13 protein-coding genes and 2 pseudogenes are annotated in these 16,009 nt (G+C 38.1%); 9 read left to right on the top strand and 6 right to left on the bottom strand.

What is annotated here, in order from left to right:
• Window positions 1–147 precede the first annotated feature (147 nt).
• Window positions 148–852, top strand: coding sequence for a hypothetical protein (locus KSO91_RS12090; RefSeq protein WP_238743255.1), 705 nt, complete (start codon window positions 148–150; stop codon window positions 850–852).
• Between the two features lie 109 nt (window positions 853–961).
• Here the strand turns inward: KSO91_RS12090 and KSO91_RS12095 are convergent, their stop codons facing one another.
• Both KSO91_RS12095 and KSO91_RS12100 read right to left on the bottom strand, forming a co-directional pair.
• Window positions 962–1,255: a type II toxin-antitoxin system RelE/ParE family toxin gene (locus tag KSO91_RS12095; protein WP_238743256.1), complete on the bottom strand. Its 294-nt coding sequence runs from the start codon at window positions 1,253–1,255 to the stop codon at window positions 962–964.
• Window positions 1,255–1,494: a type II toxin-antitoxin system ParD family antitoxin gene (locus tag KSO91_RS12100; protein WP_238743257.1), complete on the bottom strand. Its 240-nt coding sequence runs from the start codon at window positions 1,492–1,494 to the stop codon at window positions 1,255–1,257. Before KSO91_RS12100 ends, KSO91_RS12095 begins: the two co-directional genes overlap by 1 nt.
• A gap of 726 nt (window positions 1,495–2,220) precedes the next feature.
• Here KSO91_RS12100 and KSO91_RS12105 point away from each other — a divergent pair.
• The 4 genes from KSO91_RS12105 to KSO91_RS12120 all read left to right on the top strand — a co-directional run bounded on the left by KSO91_RS12105 (window position 2,221) and on the right by KSO91_RS12120 (window position 6,143).
• The gene (locus tag KSO91_RS12105) at window positions 2,221–2,934 is read left to right on the top strand and encodes an ion transporter (RefSeq protein WP_238743258.1); all 714 of its coding nucleotides are present in this window, start codon (window positions 2,221–2,223) and stop codon (window positions 2,932–2,934) included.
• A gap of 658 nt (window positions 2,935–3,592) precedes the next feature.
• Window positions 3,593–4,099, top strand: coding sequence for a reverse transcriptase domain-containing protein (locus tag KSO91_RS12110; protein ID WP_238743259.1), 507 nt, complete (start codon window positions 3,593–3,595; stop codon window positions 4,097–4,099).
• Window positions 4,100–4,988: 889 nt separating this feature from the next.
• A complete protein-coding gene (locus tag KSO91_RS12115) occupies window positions 4,989–5,588 on the top strand; it encodes a PEP-CTERM sorting domain-containing protein (RefSeq protein ID WP_238743260.1) in 600 nt (199 codons plus the stop codon).
• Between the two features lie 219 nt (window positions 5,589–5,807).
• A complete protein-coding gene (locus tag KSO91_RS12120) occupies window positions 5,808–6,143 on the top strand; it encodes a methyltransferase family protein (RefSeq protein ID WP_338049767.1) in 336 nt (111 codons plus the stop codon).
• Between the two features lie 73 nt (window positions 6,144–6,216).
• Here the strand turns inward: KSO91_RS12120 and KSO91_RS12125 are convergent.
• Window positions 6,217–6,486 (bottom strand): annotated as a pseudogene (locus KSO91_RS12125) (IS110 family transposase); the annotation flags it as partial.
• Between KSO91_RS12125 and KSO91_RS12130 the strand changes: the two are divergent.
• Window positions 6,469–6,567, top strand: a pseudogene (locus KSO91_RS12130) (IS1595 family transposase); the annotation flags it as partial. The pseudogenes KSO91_RS12125 and KSO91_RS12130 sit on opposite strands and share 18 nt — an antisense overlap.
• A gap of 122 nt (window positions 6,568–6,689) precedes the next feature.
• Here the strand turns inward: KSO91_RS12130 and KSO91_RS12135 are convergent.
• Entirely contained in the window at window positions 6,690–8,201 is a 1,512-nt protein-coding gene (locus KSO91_RS12135) for a serine hydrolase domain-containing protein (RefSeq protein WP_238743262.1), read from the bottom strand.
• Between the two features lie 532 nt (window positions 8,202–8,733).
• Between KSO91_RS12135 and KSO91_RS12140 the strand changes: the two genes are divergently transcribed.
• Window positions 8,734–9,837: a DNA alkylation repair protein gene (locus KSO91_RS12140; protein WP_238743263.1), complete on the top strand. Its 1,104-nt coding sequence runs from the start codon at window positions 8,734–8,736 to the stop codon at window positions 9,835–9,837.
• A 16-nt stretch (window positions 9,838–9,853) separates the two neighbouring features.
• Here KSO91_RS12140 and KSO91_RS12145 read toward each other — a convergent pair whose 3' ends face one another.
• Entirely contained in the window at window positions 9,854–11,629 is a 1,776-nt protein-coding gene (locus KSO91_RS12145) for a NosD domain-containing protein (protein WP_238743264.1), read from the bottom strand.
• A gap of 833 nt (window positions 11,630–12,462) precedes the next feature.
• Between KSO91_RS12145 and KSO91_RS12150 the strand changes: the two genes are divergently transcribed.
• Both KSO91_RS12150 and KSO91_RS12155 read left to right on the top strand, forming a co-directional pair.
• On the top strand, window positions 12,463–13,464 hold the full coding sequence (locus KSO91_RS12150; protein WP_238743265.1) for a substrate-binding domain-containing protein: 1,002 nt from the start codon (window positions 12,463–12,465) through the stop codon (window positions 13,462–13,464).
• A gap of 235 nt (window positions 13,465–13,699) precedes the next feature.
• Complete coding sequence (locus KSO91_RS12155) at window positions 13,700–14,791, top strand: NADH:flavin oxidoreductase (protein WP_238743266.1); 1,092 nt, start codon at window positions 13,700–13,702, stop codon at window positions 14,789–14,791.
• 275 nt (window positions 14,792–15,066) lie between these two features.
• Here KSO91_RS12155 and KSO91_RS12160 read toward each other — a convergent pair whose 3' ends face one another.
• On the bottom strand, window positions 15,067–15,684 hold the full coding sequence (locus KSO91_RS12160; RefSeq protein ID WP_238743267.1) for a PEP-CTERM sorting domain-containing protein: 618 nt from the start codon (window positions 15,682–15,684) through the stop codon (window positions 15,067–15,069).
• Window positions 15,685–16,009 lie beyond the last annotated feature (325 nt).

Raw genomic sequence — 16,009 nt, forward strand, 5'->3', positions numbered from 1 at the left:
GCTGGTCGACTGGTACTAGGGTCGTGTTTTACACGAGTGAATATATAACTGAAGAGCCGGATGCGGTAGTTCCGCACGTCCGGATCTGTGTGGGGTCGGTCTGGTAACAGATCGTTCTACCACGATGATGTATTATGGAGATGTTCATTGAATATTAGTAAAATTCTGTTAGCGAGTTTCATGTTCCCTATTGTGTACCCTAGGGCAGTATTAAATGCCGTAACTCTCCCTATGCTTATGTTGGTTTGCAATTGGGCACTAGGAGCTAATTGGGGGAGTAAATATGCTTTTTTGTCTTGGTTTTCTTATGTGTTTCAGTTTTATGCTGTATCAGTTCTATTAACAAATTGCATTTCGTTAGTCACGAAAAATGAAGTACCCAATTTTCTTGAAAAGCAGTTCGTATATGCAAAATGTAGCCTGCTGCTAGCTTGTTATACTTTTGCAGTTTTTGGCGTAAAATACTGCTTTGTAATGCTGGGTTTAGATATTTTCAATATTGCAGTTCCCAGTGAATTTACTCAATTAGACGAAATTGCACAATTTACATCAAGTGTAATTCTTTTTAGTATTTTTTTTGTTATTCCCCATTATATATACACAGGTGAAGTCGTTGTAAAGGAGGTTTTTAGGCAGAGTCGCAAATATATTGTCGGCTTGACTTTGATCGTTTTTATTATTGAAATATTTAAAACTACTATCGGTTATATGTTTGTTGGCGCAACCAATACACCAATAATATTATTAGGTTCAATGGCTCTTCTTATGCTGCAAGCCTTTGGATATATAATTATTTCATTTTGCTATATAGCAATTTTTTCAAAGAAAACACAGTCAATCATCGATGTGTGATTTTACATACATCTAACAAATTGCTGCACTCGGACTCGATACAGTTGTCGCGGTTTTGCTAAAAAAAAGTAGCAAAAAAACGCTAACTTACTTGCTGGTGAGTATGTCGTTATATTTCACGGTTAACATCCATGCTTTTATGTAAAACGCGAATAATTAATATTTGATTTGTTTTGTGTTCTTTGTAATAAATTACATGGCTAGATTGTGGGTATTTGCTATAACCTTCTCTAATGTAATCGCAGTGAATTCCGCGCTCTGGTTCATTTGCTAATAATTGAAATGAGTTATCTAGTATTTTTAAATAATTATTTCGCTGTACTTGCCCCCATGTTAATTGGGTATACTTTGCAATTTTAATTAAATCTGATTTTGCTTTAACTGATAATACGAATTTGTTCATCAATGACTATCTTTATCAAGTTCAGCTAGTAAAGAATCATAGCTATAGTCAACGGTGCCGCTTTGTTCACCTTGAATTAGCATATCGCGTAAATTAAGTATCTTGGCTTCTTGATCTTCTAATGCTCGCAAGCCAGCTCTAAGTACTTCGCTTGCTGAACCATAGCGACCTGATTGAAGTTGTTGGCTTATAAACTGATCAAAATGATCACCTAAAGTAACGCTAGTATTTTTAGCCATAGTTAAAACCCTTTTAGTTAGTACCAATATATATTGGATTATGGTATAAAAAATATAACAAGGCAATTAAATCAGATGCATTACGGTTTGTCGCCCATTTTGCAAAAACCAAAGTCGCAAAATCGTCGCCAAACCTACGCGCCCTTTATTGCTGGCGTTAGTGCGTCAAGCTAAGCTTGATGCATATTGCAGGGTGTAAGTCCCTGCCAGGTAAGGTTAAACCAACCACCTGTATTGAGTGTTCCGCCTATGGCGGAATCTAGTATTCGTGAAATACTTATCAGCGATTTAGTCGCACTAGATGGATAAGATAGGTGAAGCGTACACAGAGAATCATATAGGCCATAGGGTCTGTTGTGGCTCTAAAGTGCTGGTATTGCTCCGATAAATATTAGATCTGACTGACGAGGTTTCTTCTCTCTCAACGAAAGTGGTAGGGTAGCTAAGCCAAAAGCAAGGCGAACGATGACCCTTTGGAAGTCTGGATAATCCATGAAAACTGAATTGCAATTCATTACATTCGGATGAAGCTGTGTCTGTAATTAAATGTCGCTGGACAGGGGAACGAAAGTAAGATGTTTAATTAGCGAACACGAGCAGGTAAAGTCTGCACGAGTAAATATATAACTGAGGAGCCGGATGCGGTAGTTCCGCATGTCCGGATCTGTGTGGGGGCGATCTGGCAACAGATCGTTCTACCACGATTGTTTTTCAAGGGAGTCAGTATTGATTAATAAACAAATTATAAAAAAAACGATAGACAGTACTGATCATTTTATTGGCAAGGTTTTTACATTCACAGTTCAGTCTTTAATTGTTATTTCACTTATTACATTTTCAATAGATACTTTGCCGGATCTATCCTTAGATATTAAAAATATTCTCAATATTATTGAGGTGGTTACGGTTGGCATATTTACCCTTGAATATTTACTGCGGCTTATAGTGTCTGAAAGAAAATTGAAATTTATATTTAGTTTCTATGGGTTAGTAGATTTGCTTGCAATCCTACCTTTTTACATAGCCTCTGGTTTGGATCTTCGGGCGATTAGAGTATTTAGGCTTCTTCGTCTTGTGCGGATCCTCAAACTATTTAAATATAATCAAGCCATAAATAGATTTCATCGTGCATTGATCATAGCGAAAGAAGAATTAATTTTATTCGGTTTTGTGGCTGTAATAATGCTTTATCTGTCAGCTGTTGGTATTTATTACTGTGAGAACGCTGCACAACCAGAACAATTTAAATCTGTGTTTCATAGTCTTTGGTGGTCAGTAACAACTCTAACTACCGTAGGATATGGCGACATGTATCCTATAACAGCAGGTGGTAAGCTCTTTACGTTTTTTATCTTAACTATTGGTTTAGGCATTGTTGCAATTCCTACAGGTTTAGTTGCATCCGCTTTGTCAAAAGCGCGAGATAGTGAGATGAAATAAATACATATTTCGACATCAAAACATAAGTCGTTGCACGCGGATTTGATACAGTCGTCGCGGTTTTTGCTAAAAGAAAAAGCAGCAAAAACGGCACTAACTTACTCACCGATGAACGAAGCTTGATGCATCTTGCAGGGTGTAAGTCCCTGTCAGGTAAGGTTTAACCAACCACCTGTATCGAGTGTTGCGCCTATGGCGGAATTTGAGATTAGCCGATTATTTTCAGTGAGAGATCACAATCAAACCAACAATATAGGTGAAGCGTACACAGAGAATCATATAGACCATAGGGGCTGTCGTGGCCCTAAAGTGATGGTATCGCTCCGATAAATATTAGAGCTGACTGACGAGGTTTCTTCTCTCTCAACGAAAGTGCCATCGAAGTCCAAGCAAGCAATTGTAATGGTGAGGTTGTGGCGAGTCAGCAGTTTCCCTGAAGGTAAAAGTTAAGTCGTGGCATTATGAAGAGATGTATCTTCCTTTTGCTGGCTGAAGGCTCATTGAGAGATCCAAAGGTGTTTCACAAGGAAGTGGTAGGGAAGCCCAGCCAAAAGCAAGGTCAACGATGACCCTTTGGAAGTCAGATCAGCCCGTCGTAGTCTGAGTAGGGGAAAGCCTTGTACATGGCAAAGGAACTGACAGTCACTACCAGCAAAGCTTGCCTGAAAATATAAACTGCTTAAGTCAGGATTTTAAACAGAAATGTTATCGAGCCAATGATATTAAGCGCATCTTTATTCCTAAATCAAACGGTAAACAGCGACCATTAGGCTTGCCCACAGTCGAAGATAAACTGGTACAACAGAGTATTAGTCAGATCCTGCAAAGTACCTGGGAACAAGAATTTATGCGTAACAGTTATGGCTATCGACCCAATAAAAGCGCGCATCAAGCGGTGCATAGTCTGGGGTTAAATCTGCAATTTAAAGGTCATGGTTATATTGTAGAAGCTGATATTAAAGGCTTCTTTGACAACCTAGATCATGATTGGTTGATGCGGATGCTTAAACAACGAATTGATGATGTCGCAATACTTAGCTTGATAAGTCAATGGTTAAAAGCACGGATAAAATCACCTGATGGAGTATTTGATAAACTATCGAGTAGCAGTCCCCAAGGCGGCATTATCAGTCCAGTATTGGCTAATGGTTTGAAAAGAAAGTAAAACCGGGAATGTACGGATGATGCATGATGATTCGCTACGCAGATGATTTTGTCTGTGCGTTTCAATTTGCAAGTGATGCATGGCGCTTCTACAAGGTGTTACCAAAACGATTAAAGACGTCACCTTAAAATATGCAATTTGGATGTAGTAGAAGATAAAACATCATTAATGCGTTTTAGCCGTTTTAGCCGTTTTAGCCGTTTTTATGTCGGGCGAAAACGTTATTTTTCATTTTTAGGTTTTGAGTTTTATTGGGGGAACCGATGCCAATGGTAAAGTCAGACTTCGGCGTAGAACTGCTGTTAAGAAACAGAAAGGGACGTGACGGACTATCATCAATGGATAAAGGGTAAACGCTCATTTAAATTAAGAGAGTGGCCCCCGCAATTAAGACGAAAATTGGTCGGATTTAGAAATCACTTTGGATTACCCGATAACAGTCGATACTTGTCGTATTTGGACCGCTATGTTTTGTATACACTGTACAAATTGATCAATAGGCGAAGTGGTCGGAAAGTTATAATTGGAGTGATTTCAAGAAGATGTTAACGTATTTTAAAATTGAAGTACTGAACGTCAGTAAGCGATGACTGATACTAAGGCGTGTTTTACGCGAGTGAATAGTTAACTGAAGAGCCGGATGCGGTAGTTCCACACGCCCGGAACTGTGTGTGGGCGCTCTGGTAATAGGTCGCTCTACCACGATAGGCTGTAGAATAACTATTTTTTACACTTGAGCCTAAAATGGTGTCAGTATTTTTTACACCTTGGTAGCTGCAAGCGAAAATAAAAAAATAATACCCATTAAAAAACAACCGGTTACGTATTGGCGTGAATTTTGCATTCCAATCGGTCTATATGTAAATTTTAAGCTTCCATGGGGAAATAAATGAAAAAAATATTATTCGGTATGCTGATCTTGTCTTTAACTGGTGTTGTTAACGCTACACCCATCACAATATCAGATTCACAAGATCAGACTGTTAATTCTGAAAATTTCAATTTTAATCTTAGTGCAAATAACTATCAACTTGGAACTTCAAGCTTGTTAACTGTCACAGTTCAAGGGGATTTTAATGACGGAGCAGGATCTTCTGAGTCTCTTAGCAATATTATAATTGAAGGTGTTGATTTTGGGAGTTACGGTTATAACTCGTCTGAAGCATACGATGTAATAGATTATACTGCGGGAGTAAATAATTTTAATGCTTTTCAATTCAGTTTGGATTTTTTGATTGATGCGAGCACTACAGAAGCTTTCTTATCAGATAATGTTTTAAATACGTCTATAAACTTTGGCGCTGGTGTGGCCGTAAAGTGTGGCTGGTCTGGTACAAACAACTGCAACCCAGGGGAGGGGATATCTCCTTTTACGGCAGTTGATTTTACGTTTAATCAAGTGAGTGCGGTACCAGAACCTGCATCGATAATATTATTAGGACTCGGGCTCGTTGGAATTGGATTTTCAAGGAAAAAGAAAACCGTATAATTAAACATAAGCGGAAATAGTAAAAGCCTCAATATTTATTGGGGCTTTTTTGTGTCTAACTAATAAGGATAGGTCGTGTCAGCAACGCGAACCACGACTTAATCCTATTGTTGGACAAGCCCGGGTGGTTATCTCTGCTATTTAACAGGTGATTTTGAATACAGTAGTACCACACTATATCATTTCGGTTTTCCTTATTTAAGTTATTTTAGTTTTGGGATCATTGCCCTTGGATTGATAGTGCACGCCGCGGGCATGAGGGCCTTGATGTCAGAGTGGGCTGTTTATATACATATTACAGATAAGTCAAAACTCGTTCAGCGTGGTATTTTTAAAGTAATTCGTCACCCCATTTATTGTGGATTAATTTTAGAATTGAAAGGGTTCAGTATTGCGTTGTCAAACTGGATTTCATTTTTAGTGATATTACTGGCGAATGTTGTAAGTATTCTTTATCGGATGAAAACAGAAGAAAATGCACGAATTAAAAATTTTGGATATGCTTATTTGCAGTATATGGCCACTACAAAGCGATTTATCCCATATATAATATAGGAAAATCAGGCTGCTTCTGAATTAGTTAGGAGTGACATAACTTTCAGCTAACAAGTGACTCTGGTGTCAAATCCTAATTAGTATTCATTTTAGGATCCCAGATGACACCATCTCTAACCATCGAATTTAATATAATAATTATCTTACGAACACAAGCGATTATCGCTGTTTTCTGTGGCTTTCCTGCTGCTAATAATCATTGATATGTAGCTTTAAAAACAGGATTAGATTGCATAGCTGACATCATTGCCATGCATAAAATAGTTCGAGCTTGTGGCCGTCCACCTTCTCTGTTTATTGGCGCAACAATGATTAAAGCGCTAGCTTTGCTCTCGAAGACATGTTGCCGCGATTTATGTCTGTGGCATTGAGAATGCTTCCTATGCCGCAAAAGTATTTAAGCATGCCTGAGCTTTATGGATAATCAGGAAGATAAATGACTCTTTGTCATAATTCTTAAACCGAGCATTCCAAAGTTGCTATCGGTACAGCTATAAAAGAGTGGTTATTGAAACTAAGCCACTCTAAAGTTAACCCACTCTAAAGTTAACCCTTTGAATGTTTAAATGCAGGTAAAATGTTTTCATTTATCATTCTGTGGGTAAGAGAAGGATTTAAGTCAAAATTCGTTGCTGTTGTTACTACAACTAGATTGAGATCTTTAATGATAATAATGTTCTGACCACCATAACCATCTGCAATAATTGCCGAATATTTTTTACTACCTAAATAATAATCTGACAGCCACCAAAAATAGCCATATTCTGTCCAAGGAATATATGTGTTCTCAACAACCGACTCTGTTGATTTAATCAGCCATTCTTTAGCGATAAGCTGCTTACCATTCCAATGACCTTCATTGAGCACCAATTGTCCTAACTTCAACATATCTCTGGGTCGTAAATATGCGCCACCAGCAACACTCGTTCGGCCATCCTTTTGTTTATACCAGTAGGCATTATTAAAGCAAAGCGCCGACAATGGACCATTTTTAGCATAGTCACTTACAGACGTCTGCTGAGTGGCTTTTCGGATAATCTCACCAACAACTGTTACTGAACCGCCGCTGTAGGCAAATAGGTCACCTGGTTTTGCGACAACGGGTTGAGAAAGTACAAAGGCAACAGAGTCTTCACTGGCGAACTCTTTCCATACAATATTATTGGGATCCGTATATGGAAGTGACCATTCGTCCCACTCTAGCCCGGAAGACATGCTCAAAAGGTCTTGCAAAGAAATATTTTCTCTTCCATCAACAAGCTCTTCTTTATACTCTGGGAGCAATGCTGGCAGTACTTCTGTGACTCCTTTAATATACTTCTCTTTGATCGCAGTACCTACCAGTAAAGACGTTAGGCTTTTAGAAACAGACTTTATGGCATGCGGTTGGTCTGCTTGCCAGCCATTAAAATAATGCTCAACAACCAGTTTATTATCTTTTAAAATAAGTAAGCTATCAATATTCTTGAAATAGTTATCAGCTGTTTCTATTTTAGTAATAAGTGCGTCAATAGGTTTAGGATTATCTGTAACATTAATTAATGGTTCTAAGTGATAAGCTGCGGTGCAAATGCCGTTATTTGAGCTGCTAAAATTGCTCATTTTTTTTTCTGACCCATATAAAGTCGAAACAAATTGATCTTCGGGAATATAGATACGTTTGTAGGTAAGCTGGGTACCCGATTGATTAACAAATGCCTTATTATACTTACCTTCTTGTTTGCCCTTAAAATGACCAATTATATTACTGTTTTTTTGCTTCGCTGTGAATGCGCCTGTTTCATCAATAATCAGCTCGACTGTGCTATAAAGCATATGAGCGAAATAACGATTATTGTTATTATTGATAATAACGTAACTTGGAACCTCTGAATTAACTTTATAGAGTCCACTATATGGATCAACAACAGCGCAAACTACAATAGAAGGTAAGGCACTTAAGGCGGTGATAATGAAGAATGATTTTGTGGTGATTCTGTTTAACAAAATATGCTTTACAAGTAGTAACTTAATAACCGATTTATTAATAGTTGTAATACCTTTTCTTAGTGCTTTCATAATATCCCTTTATATTAAATTTAACCGGCTTGGCTGACTGTCAAAATGCGTACTTTTGATTATTGTAAAGTAGCTTATTGTGGCGTCCATTAAAGTAATGTTGGCCACACAAAGAGCTATTTTCATGTGGAAAAGTTTGCTTGTTGTGACCTTAACGCTTTGATAAGCCTACAGCTTTCTTAATGTTTCTTTCAAGCTCTTCTTTGGGCTGTCATTTTAAAATCAGTTTCGCGGTGACTATTCTTTATCTGCATTGTCATAGTTGCATAGCAACATAACATTGATGAAGATTTAATCATTGTGCCTTTGTAGACGCAATGACACAATTTAGTCATTTTCAAAAATGTGACTTTGTGTATTTGATAAAAGTTCACCCAAAACATCAAAGTCAACGTTTATACTCTATGTGCTAAAATAGCGCGTATAACTGCCTGATGACGGCAGTGCCACGAGCTATCTATATTTAATGTTATACTGGCGCTAAATCCTTCATTTTATACCTAAATTCACCCTTAAATAATTGGGAGCTGTGATGAGTGCTCTGCTCAAAGACCTCTATTCAGAAACGTTCTATCACTTTCTTTCAGAAACCCTCACTGACGTCATTCCTGCGTTTGATGGACGACAATTTATCACATTAATTTTTTGTGAACAGTTTGCAGGTTATGAACTTAAGCAGCGCGTTTCTCATACCGCAACGGTTTTGCATCAGTTTATGCCTGCGCAGTTCGACAGGTCAGTCGATCTTATTCTGGCCATGGTGAAGCACTTTGAAGGCTTGGGTGTTAAATCTGATAGCTTAGAATATCTGTTCCTGCCTGAATATATCCAGCGTTATGGAATCAATGACTATCAATCTGCTGTCCCCGCTTTTGAAGTTATCACCCAATTTATCTCTTGCGAATTCGCGGTAAGACCCTTTATTGTAAAGTATGAAAAACCGATGCTAGAGCAGATGGTGTTATGGGCAGACCATGACCATAATAGAGTACGAAGACTTGCCAGTGAAGGTTCTCGTCCAAGACTCCCGTGGGCAATAACACTTGCTTCGCTGAAAAAAAATCCCGCTCCGCTGTTACCCATTTTTGAGCAGCTAAAGCAGGATGAGTGTGAACTTGTCAGGCGCAGTGTGGCAAACAGTCTTAATGATATCGCCAAAGATAATCCTGACTTCGTTATCCAGTTTGCCCGAGAGCATTATGGAAGAAACAAAAATACAGACAGACTTATTAAACATGCCTGTCGGACTTTACTAAAGAAAGGGGAGCCTAATGCGTTAGTGATTTTTGGATTTGATAGCCGTGATATCACCATGTCAGAGTTTAAAATTAAGGATCTGATTATTCGCACTGGTACAGAACTTGAATTTTCTTTTTCAGTACGAAATCTGAGTTTATTAACTAAAAAGCTCAGACTAGAATACGGGCTTTATTATCAGAAACACAACGGTAGTCTATCGCGTAAGGTGTTCAAAATTAGTGAACGGGAAATTAGCCCAAATGAAATTTACTCGATAACCAGAAAGCAAAGCTTTAAAGTTGTAACAACCCGTAAGTTCTACCCCGGTGCGCATCAGGTTTCAATCATTGTTAATGGTCGCGAATTTGAAACGCTGAATTTCGAGCTAATAGAGTGACTTAATGCTCAGCGCATTAGTACTCTAAGGCGCCTATGTCTGGATGTGTACCATTATAACTAAGCGCGATGCCGTCACCTTGTTGCCAAGTTAATGCTTTATCTAAGATAATGGATTGCTGTATATAATCTATTTTGACAATAACAGCGGTCTCTGTTGTCCCTTCAATGCGGACACTATCGCCCACTTCTCCGGGAATAGCAAAACCATCATAAAAATACGTTACGTCAGCTAACTGTAATAAATTTCCAGAGCCTGACTTACTAATTACGCTACTTAAAAATGAGCCAACATCGATCATTTTACTCGTCGATTGCAATCGGTAGTCATTAATTAATTCATCTTTAAAACCAGGATCAATCGCTATATTATCAGTAAAGTTGACAGCGCCATCACGAAGTGAATAAGCGAAAATGCTATCACTGAGTGAGCGCCCCCAAATTCCTAGCACATATTTATCAGTCGTACTGGCAATATTGTTGTTTATAAAACGTTCACCCTTATTTTTACGATTTATTAATAGAATTTGCTTACTGTTATTTTCTTGACAATGTGCCGTACCAAACCCCTGATTATTCCATAGTATATTGTTACGGTATTCATTATCGGTCATTTTATTAAGTGGGCGACTAATCGATATTCCGGCACACCAATTATTATTAAAGGTATTATTGTAAACGCGGTTGGCGTAATTATATTGTGCCTCTTGCCCATATGCAGTCATCCCTAAACCAACATTGACACGATAAAAGAGGTTGTTGCGAATAATGCCATGTTGCGCTGCATATTGGATGCCGTTGCCACCACTTGCAGAGTAATAATGTACGGCATCTTTAAAGATATTATGCTCAATGAGGTTGTATTGTGTACTATCTACAACGGCTTCACTTTGTGCAAATTTGCCATTGCCATGCCAGGACATGGTGCCCGATTCGCAATCAAATAGTGCGCCTATTTTCTGATTTTTATTACTAAATTCGTTATTACGAATAACGTTAAAGCTACCACATTTAATATTCCAAATGTCATGGCCAGCAAGATCCATGTAATTACCCGCGATTAAGTTATGATTAGCATGAATAAGCGAAAGTGAATCTGTGCCTTTATAAAAATGGTTATTAATAATGCGGTTATAATGACTAAAGGCGATATATAATCCGCCGCGTTTGCTTTTGCCTCTTCCTTCGTTCCATAACGTCGATTGCGAAAACTGACTGTTACTAATGACGTTATAATGCGCGTTTAATAAGCGTCCAAAACCGATAGAGTCACGCACATTAATCGCATTGATTAAGACATAAGAAACTTCATCTAACCAAATTGCACCGTACTCTTCCCCACGATCTAAGGTGTTAGCCGCCAACAATGTCACTGTTTCGTTGCCATAAGCAGAATATCCAAGGTAGGCATTAACAAGGCCCGAGCGTGTTACATGGAGTGCTTCCTTATACTGACCACCGCGAATATAAAAAAGAACACCTGCTGCAGCGGATTTTTTTGATGAGTTAATATTATGAAACGCTACTTCATTGCCTGCCCCACAACGACGAATAGCAGGGCTGTAATCAGTGCAGTCATATGCTATCTGATTATCAATATATAATGTTGAGGTAAATCCAAAGGTATTAAACACTAATTGTGGCTCGATAACGGGAGTCGAGTTAATAATAGGCATTGGTGCAGATGTTTGCGCCATTAAAGTAACGGATGGAAGTGGATCAGAAGCACAAGCGGAGATTAATGACGACAGTATTATGACGAGATGATTTAGTTTAATTCTGTATTTATACATTGTTTGCCTCTCTTCATAAATATTGAGCAAATGAATTCAAATTAGCTGCTTAATGGCTCAATAGCTAGTTATGCCTATATGTATAAGTAGCTGAATAATCTCATGAGTTAAATTAAATGTAATCGATATTGATGGTATATTAAAGCCACCAGAGGAAAAGCTAAGCGACAGTGCTAATCGTATTTTTGATATGCTAAACATGAAAACTAAGTAGTATCAAATTTTCTTAAAAATCGATGCCATGTACCTATAGTGATAGTCGAAGATAAGGTCATTAGCAAAAGAGGAACCTTAAATTGAAGGCTTATCATGCAAGCTGATCGAAAATCACTTGCTTGTAAAAGAAAAGACTCGTCGTTGTAAGCATGTTATGGAGGCAACTTAAAAAATCATTATTGGAAAAAAACATCAATACTTGTTGAGCAGATATGGCGTGATGGTAATAATATCGGTGGTGCAGTTCAACTTTATAATGCCGTCAAACAAAGCGTCGAACTCAATTATCATTGCGGGTAATGCGCACTGTCGACTGCTAAGGGGAATTAATGTTAGATCGCGTTTCTTGTTATTTTGAAAATAAATCAGCAATTCGCTAAAGTTATTAGCGGATATTGATGCTATAAAGTGTATGTTTTGCATGGAATGAGATCGCATTTTGTCTTTTTATATTCCCAATTAACTATCATATCGGATACATTTAAGGGGGGACAAGAATGCCACAGTCAACTATTTTGCAAAGGCATATAAAACTCCTCATGAAATATTAAGAAAAGAATTCTAACAGCGTGTTCATTTATGAAAGGCCATCAATTATATATTTGAGGTAAGCAGATATGGAAAAAAATATACTGAGGTTAACGATAGCCTTTTTGATATTGACGGCATTGCCTGTAAACCCTAAGAACCTAAAGTTTGCTGTTGTTCCAAAATACTACAGTCTTTTCTTTGATGAAAGTGGAAACGGTTGTAAAGATCTCGCTGCTCAAATAGAAGGCGTCGAATGTATATATCGTGGTCCTGAAAAAGGAGATGTTAGACTGCAGGACAAAATTATAGAGCAGCTGATCAATGAGGGGGTTGATGGAATTGCTGTCGCCGTTACAGAATCGAATTTTTTAGCCCGAAGCAGCCTACAAAAAGCGAGAAATGCGGGAATTCCTATCGTCACTTATGACTCTGATTTTGATGAACCCACCCTAGAGAAATATGGAGACTTACGTTTAGCTTATATAGGTACTGATAATTTTGAACTTGGTCGGGCTTTGGGGCAGCAGTTAAAAAAATTACGGCCCGAAGGGGGCACTCTTCTTATTCAGACTGGGCGGCCTGATTCGGCAAATTTAAATTTAAGAATTATGGGATTACGTTCTGCGCTATCAGGAAAAACATATCAGGATTCCCCAGGTAAAATACTTCAAAACGATTTAGGATGGACGGAAGTACGTTCCCCAATACCCAATTATGACAATATTAATCGTTCTGTTAAGCAGCTAGAGTCAGTGTTGAGAGTCAAACCAAATAGAGTTGATGCCTTTGTTGCCGTTGGTGGATGGCCACAAAATAATGAAGGCCAGTACCGTAAAATGATTGAGCCCTTTCAAGATAAACTTGATAACAAAGAAATAGTGCTTGTTATTTCTGATGCGTCTGACATTCAGTTAAGAATGTTAGGAGACCACCTTGCTCATGTGAATATTGGTCAAAGTCCCTATGAAATGGGAAGGCAGATAATCTCTACGCTTCTTAAAATTGTTGAAAAACAAAACTATGAAAAAGTGATTTATACACCGCTGAGATATTGCACTCCGGTGAATTATGTTACTTGTAGCAAATAAACGCATCTAGACGAACTTTGTAGCCGAGTAAATTAGGCTACAAAGTTGATTATAAAATAACGGCAAGTTTTAGCTATATTACAATTACGTTAGGTGGCTCTAAATTCATGATGTTGGTCAGTTCCTATTTTAATAATGAATAAGACGAAGGATGTCAATAAAACGGCCAACTGATTTGATAACATAACCCAAACTGACAAAAAAGATTAGAAACTATTATTAAAGAGAGTAAAACTTGGAAAGTTTGTTTACGGAAACACATATTGGCAATATGACATTAAAAAACCGCTTTATTAGAAGTGCCACATGGGAAAATATGGCAACAGAAAGTGGCCATATGACGGATAAGTTATACGCCATCTATGATCAACTGGCAAAAGGGGAGATCGGTTTAATTGTAACGGGTTATGCAAATATAATTGAAGAGGAGCAACCGAACCCCGGCATGATGGGGATGTATAATGATTCATTTGTCGGTGGATACAAAAAATTAACCGAGTTAGTCCATATCAATGATACAAAAATAGTGATGCAGCTGGCTTATGGTGGAACAAAAACGACCTACAACGTAGGCGATAGGATCATCTATGCCCCAAGTGACGTTTGTGAAAGAGGGACACAAACATTAGGCAAAGCAATGACTAAGGATGATATAGATTATATCACCCATGCATTTGCTCAAGCGAGCAGAAGGGCCAAAGAGTCAGGATTTGATGGCATAGAAATACATGCTGCACATAGTTATTTAATCAATCAATTCTTAAGCCCCTATTACAATAGAAGGCAAGATGAATATGGTGGCAGTCTAGATAACAGAATGAAATTCTTATTAGATATTTACACTGAAATAAGAAAAGTTGTCGGCAAAGATTATCCCATACTAGTTAAATTAACGGCATCTGAATTCTTTGATGGCGGATTAACCTTTTCTGAAACGCGCATAATCTGTAAAAAATTAGAGGCCATTGGTGTTGATGGCATCGTTATTTCAGGCAATATACATGGCAAGGCTAACTCTATGATTGGGCAATGCTTTGATGGATATGAAATTCAGCAAGAAGGTTATTTCCATGAATATGGGCGTGTTATCAGTGACGATGTTGATCTACCTATCATTACCGTTGGCGGCCTTAGCGACATTAATGTCATAGAAGATATTGCGGATAAAACCAATATACGATGCTTTGCAATCTCAAGGCCTTTACTTGCAGAGCCTCATTTAATTAAGCGCTGGAAAGAGGGCAATAGAGCCTCGGCTGATTGTATCCAATGTTCAAAATGCAGAACACGACGTGGCAATTTTTGTGTTGTTCAAAATAAGCGCTAATTGAGATGGAATTTGTCCGGATATCATTAAGCTTGTAAGCGCTGAGGCATCGATAATTGTCAGACTAAGCATTGTTGTAATCATTGTTGTAATTAGAAAGGAAGGTGTCTAAGTTCAGTTCTTCGATATAACCTATCTTTAGGGGACGAGAAGGAGTACTGCAAGAAATAGTTTGAATAGTTTGTGTTAATAAATACTATCCGTATGAACACAAACTAAGGTTCAACTTGCAACTTCTTATTCACTCGTCGCAAGTTAAATTACAATATCTGCAATTAAGCTTTTTTCTGTTTACGACGTGCCGCAGCAAGACCCAACAAACCGAAGCCTAATAGCGCTATTGTTACCGGTTCGTCAACGGAAACGGCTCTTGTCGCTAGACTAACGTTATCCAGCATTATACCCATGTTATCACCGCCAGCGTGGTTAAAAGAGATATAGTCTGTAGTGTCTACATCAACGGTGAAATCATAAGTTTTTGTCTCCCAAGGACTGTTCGCACCAAGGGAGATAAGATCTCCGATGAAGCCCCCAAGAATAATATTCATCTGATCTGAACCGCTACGTTGGTTGCCAGAAACGTCAAAACTTAACGCATAGTCTCCAGCGGCTAAACTGAAAAAATTACTACTTAAGATGCCTGCGTTGCCATTCGAACCATCTAGGTCAACACACTTTCCGGTATTGCCTACACAACTAATCCCCCATCCGTTAGTGTTAGCAACAACATCAACTGTACCACCACTGACGCTCCAGTTAGTGAAACTGTTGTAGTTGAGGGCAGAGGAACCAGAAACACCTGCTTCTGAATCAAAGTTATCTGAGAAGATAACGCCAGCATTGGCAATTGCACAAGTAGTGGTGAGTAGCGCTGCAAAGATAATTTTTTTCATGTGGCACCTCTTAAAACAGAGAATAAAGATAACTATTATAATGTAAGCACTAAATGTGCCAGTTATTATTGCAAATAAAAACAATGACTTATTTAAGGGGGAATAAAAAAAGTGTAAATTTTATCGACGTTTATACCGCTGCTTAGTTGATGTTGAGTCCCAATCGCCTATAATTATTTCACTACTTAAAGGATCTATTTAACCTCAGTTCTGGATAATGGAAACGAAATTAGATTAAATATCAAAAAGTTAAAAAACATATTATACAGTGCTGTTAGTTTTGCGTAGTTCAAGGCGAATCATCGCAGCAATAACTGGTTATTGC

The sequence above is a fragment of the Psychromonas antarctica genome (genome assembly GCF_022267535.1).
GTDB lineage: Bacteria > Pseudomonadota > Gammaproteobacteria > Enterobacterales > Psychromonadaceae > Psychromonas > Psychromonas antarctica.

Coding starts and splice junctions, on each gene's coding strand:
- KSO91_RS12095 (WP_238743256.1), bottom strand. CDS start 1,255: ATGAACAAATTCGTATTATCAGTTAAAGCAAAATCAGATTTAATTAAA.
- KSO91_RS12100 (WP_238743257.1), bottom strand. CDS start 1,494: ATGGCTAAAAATACTAGCGTTACTTTAGGTGATCATTTTGATCAGTTT.
- KSO91_RS12115 (WP_238743260.1), top strand. CDS start 4,989: ATGAAAAAAATATTATTCGGTATGCTGATCTTGTCTTTAACTGGTGTT.
- KSO91_RS12135 (WP_238743262.1), bottom strand. CDS start 8,201: ATGAAAGCACTAAGAAAAGGTATTACAACTATTAATAAATCGGTTATT.
- KSO91_RS12140 (WP_238743263.1), top strand. CDS start 8,734: ATGAGTGCTCTGCTCAAAGACCTCTATTCAGAAACGTTCTATCACTTT.
- KSO91_RS12145 (WP_238743264.1), bottom strand. CDS start 11,629: ATGTATAAATACAGAATTAAACTAAATCATCTCGTCATAATACTGTCG.
- KSO91_RS12150 (WP_238743265.1), top strand. CDS start 12,463: ATGGAAAAAAATATACTGAGGTTAACGATAGCCTTTTTGATATTGACG.
- KSO91_RS12160 (WP_238743267.1), bottom strand. CDS start 15,684: ATGAAAAAAATTATCTTTGCAGCGCTACTCACCACTACTTGTGCAATT.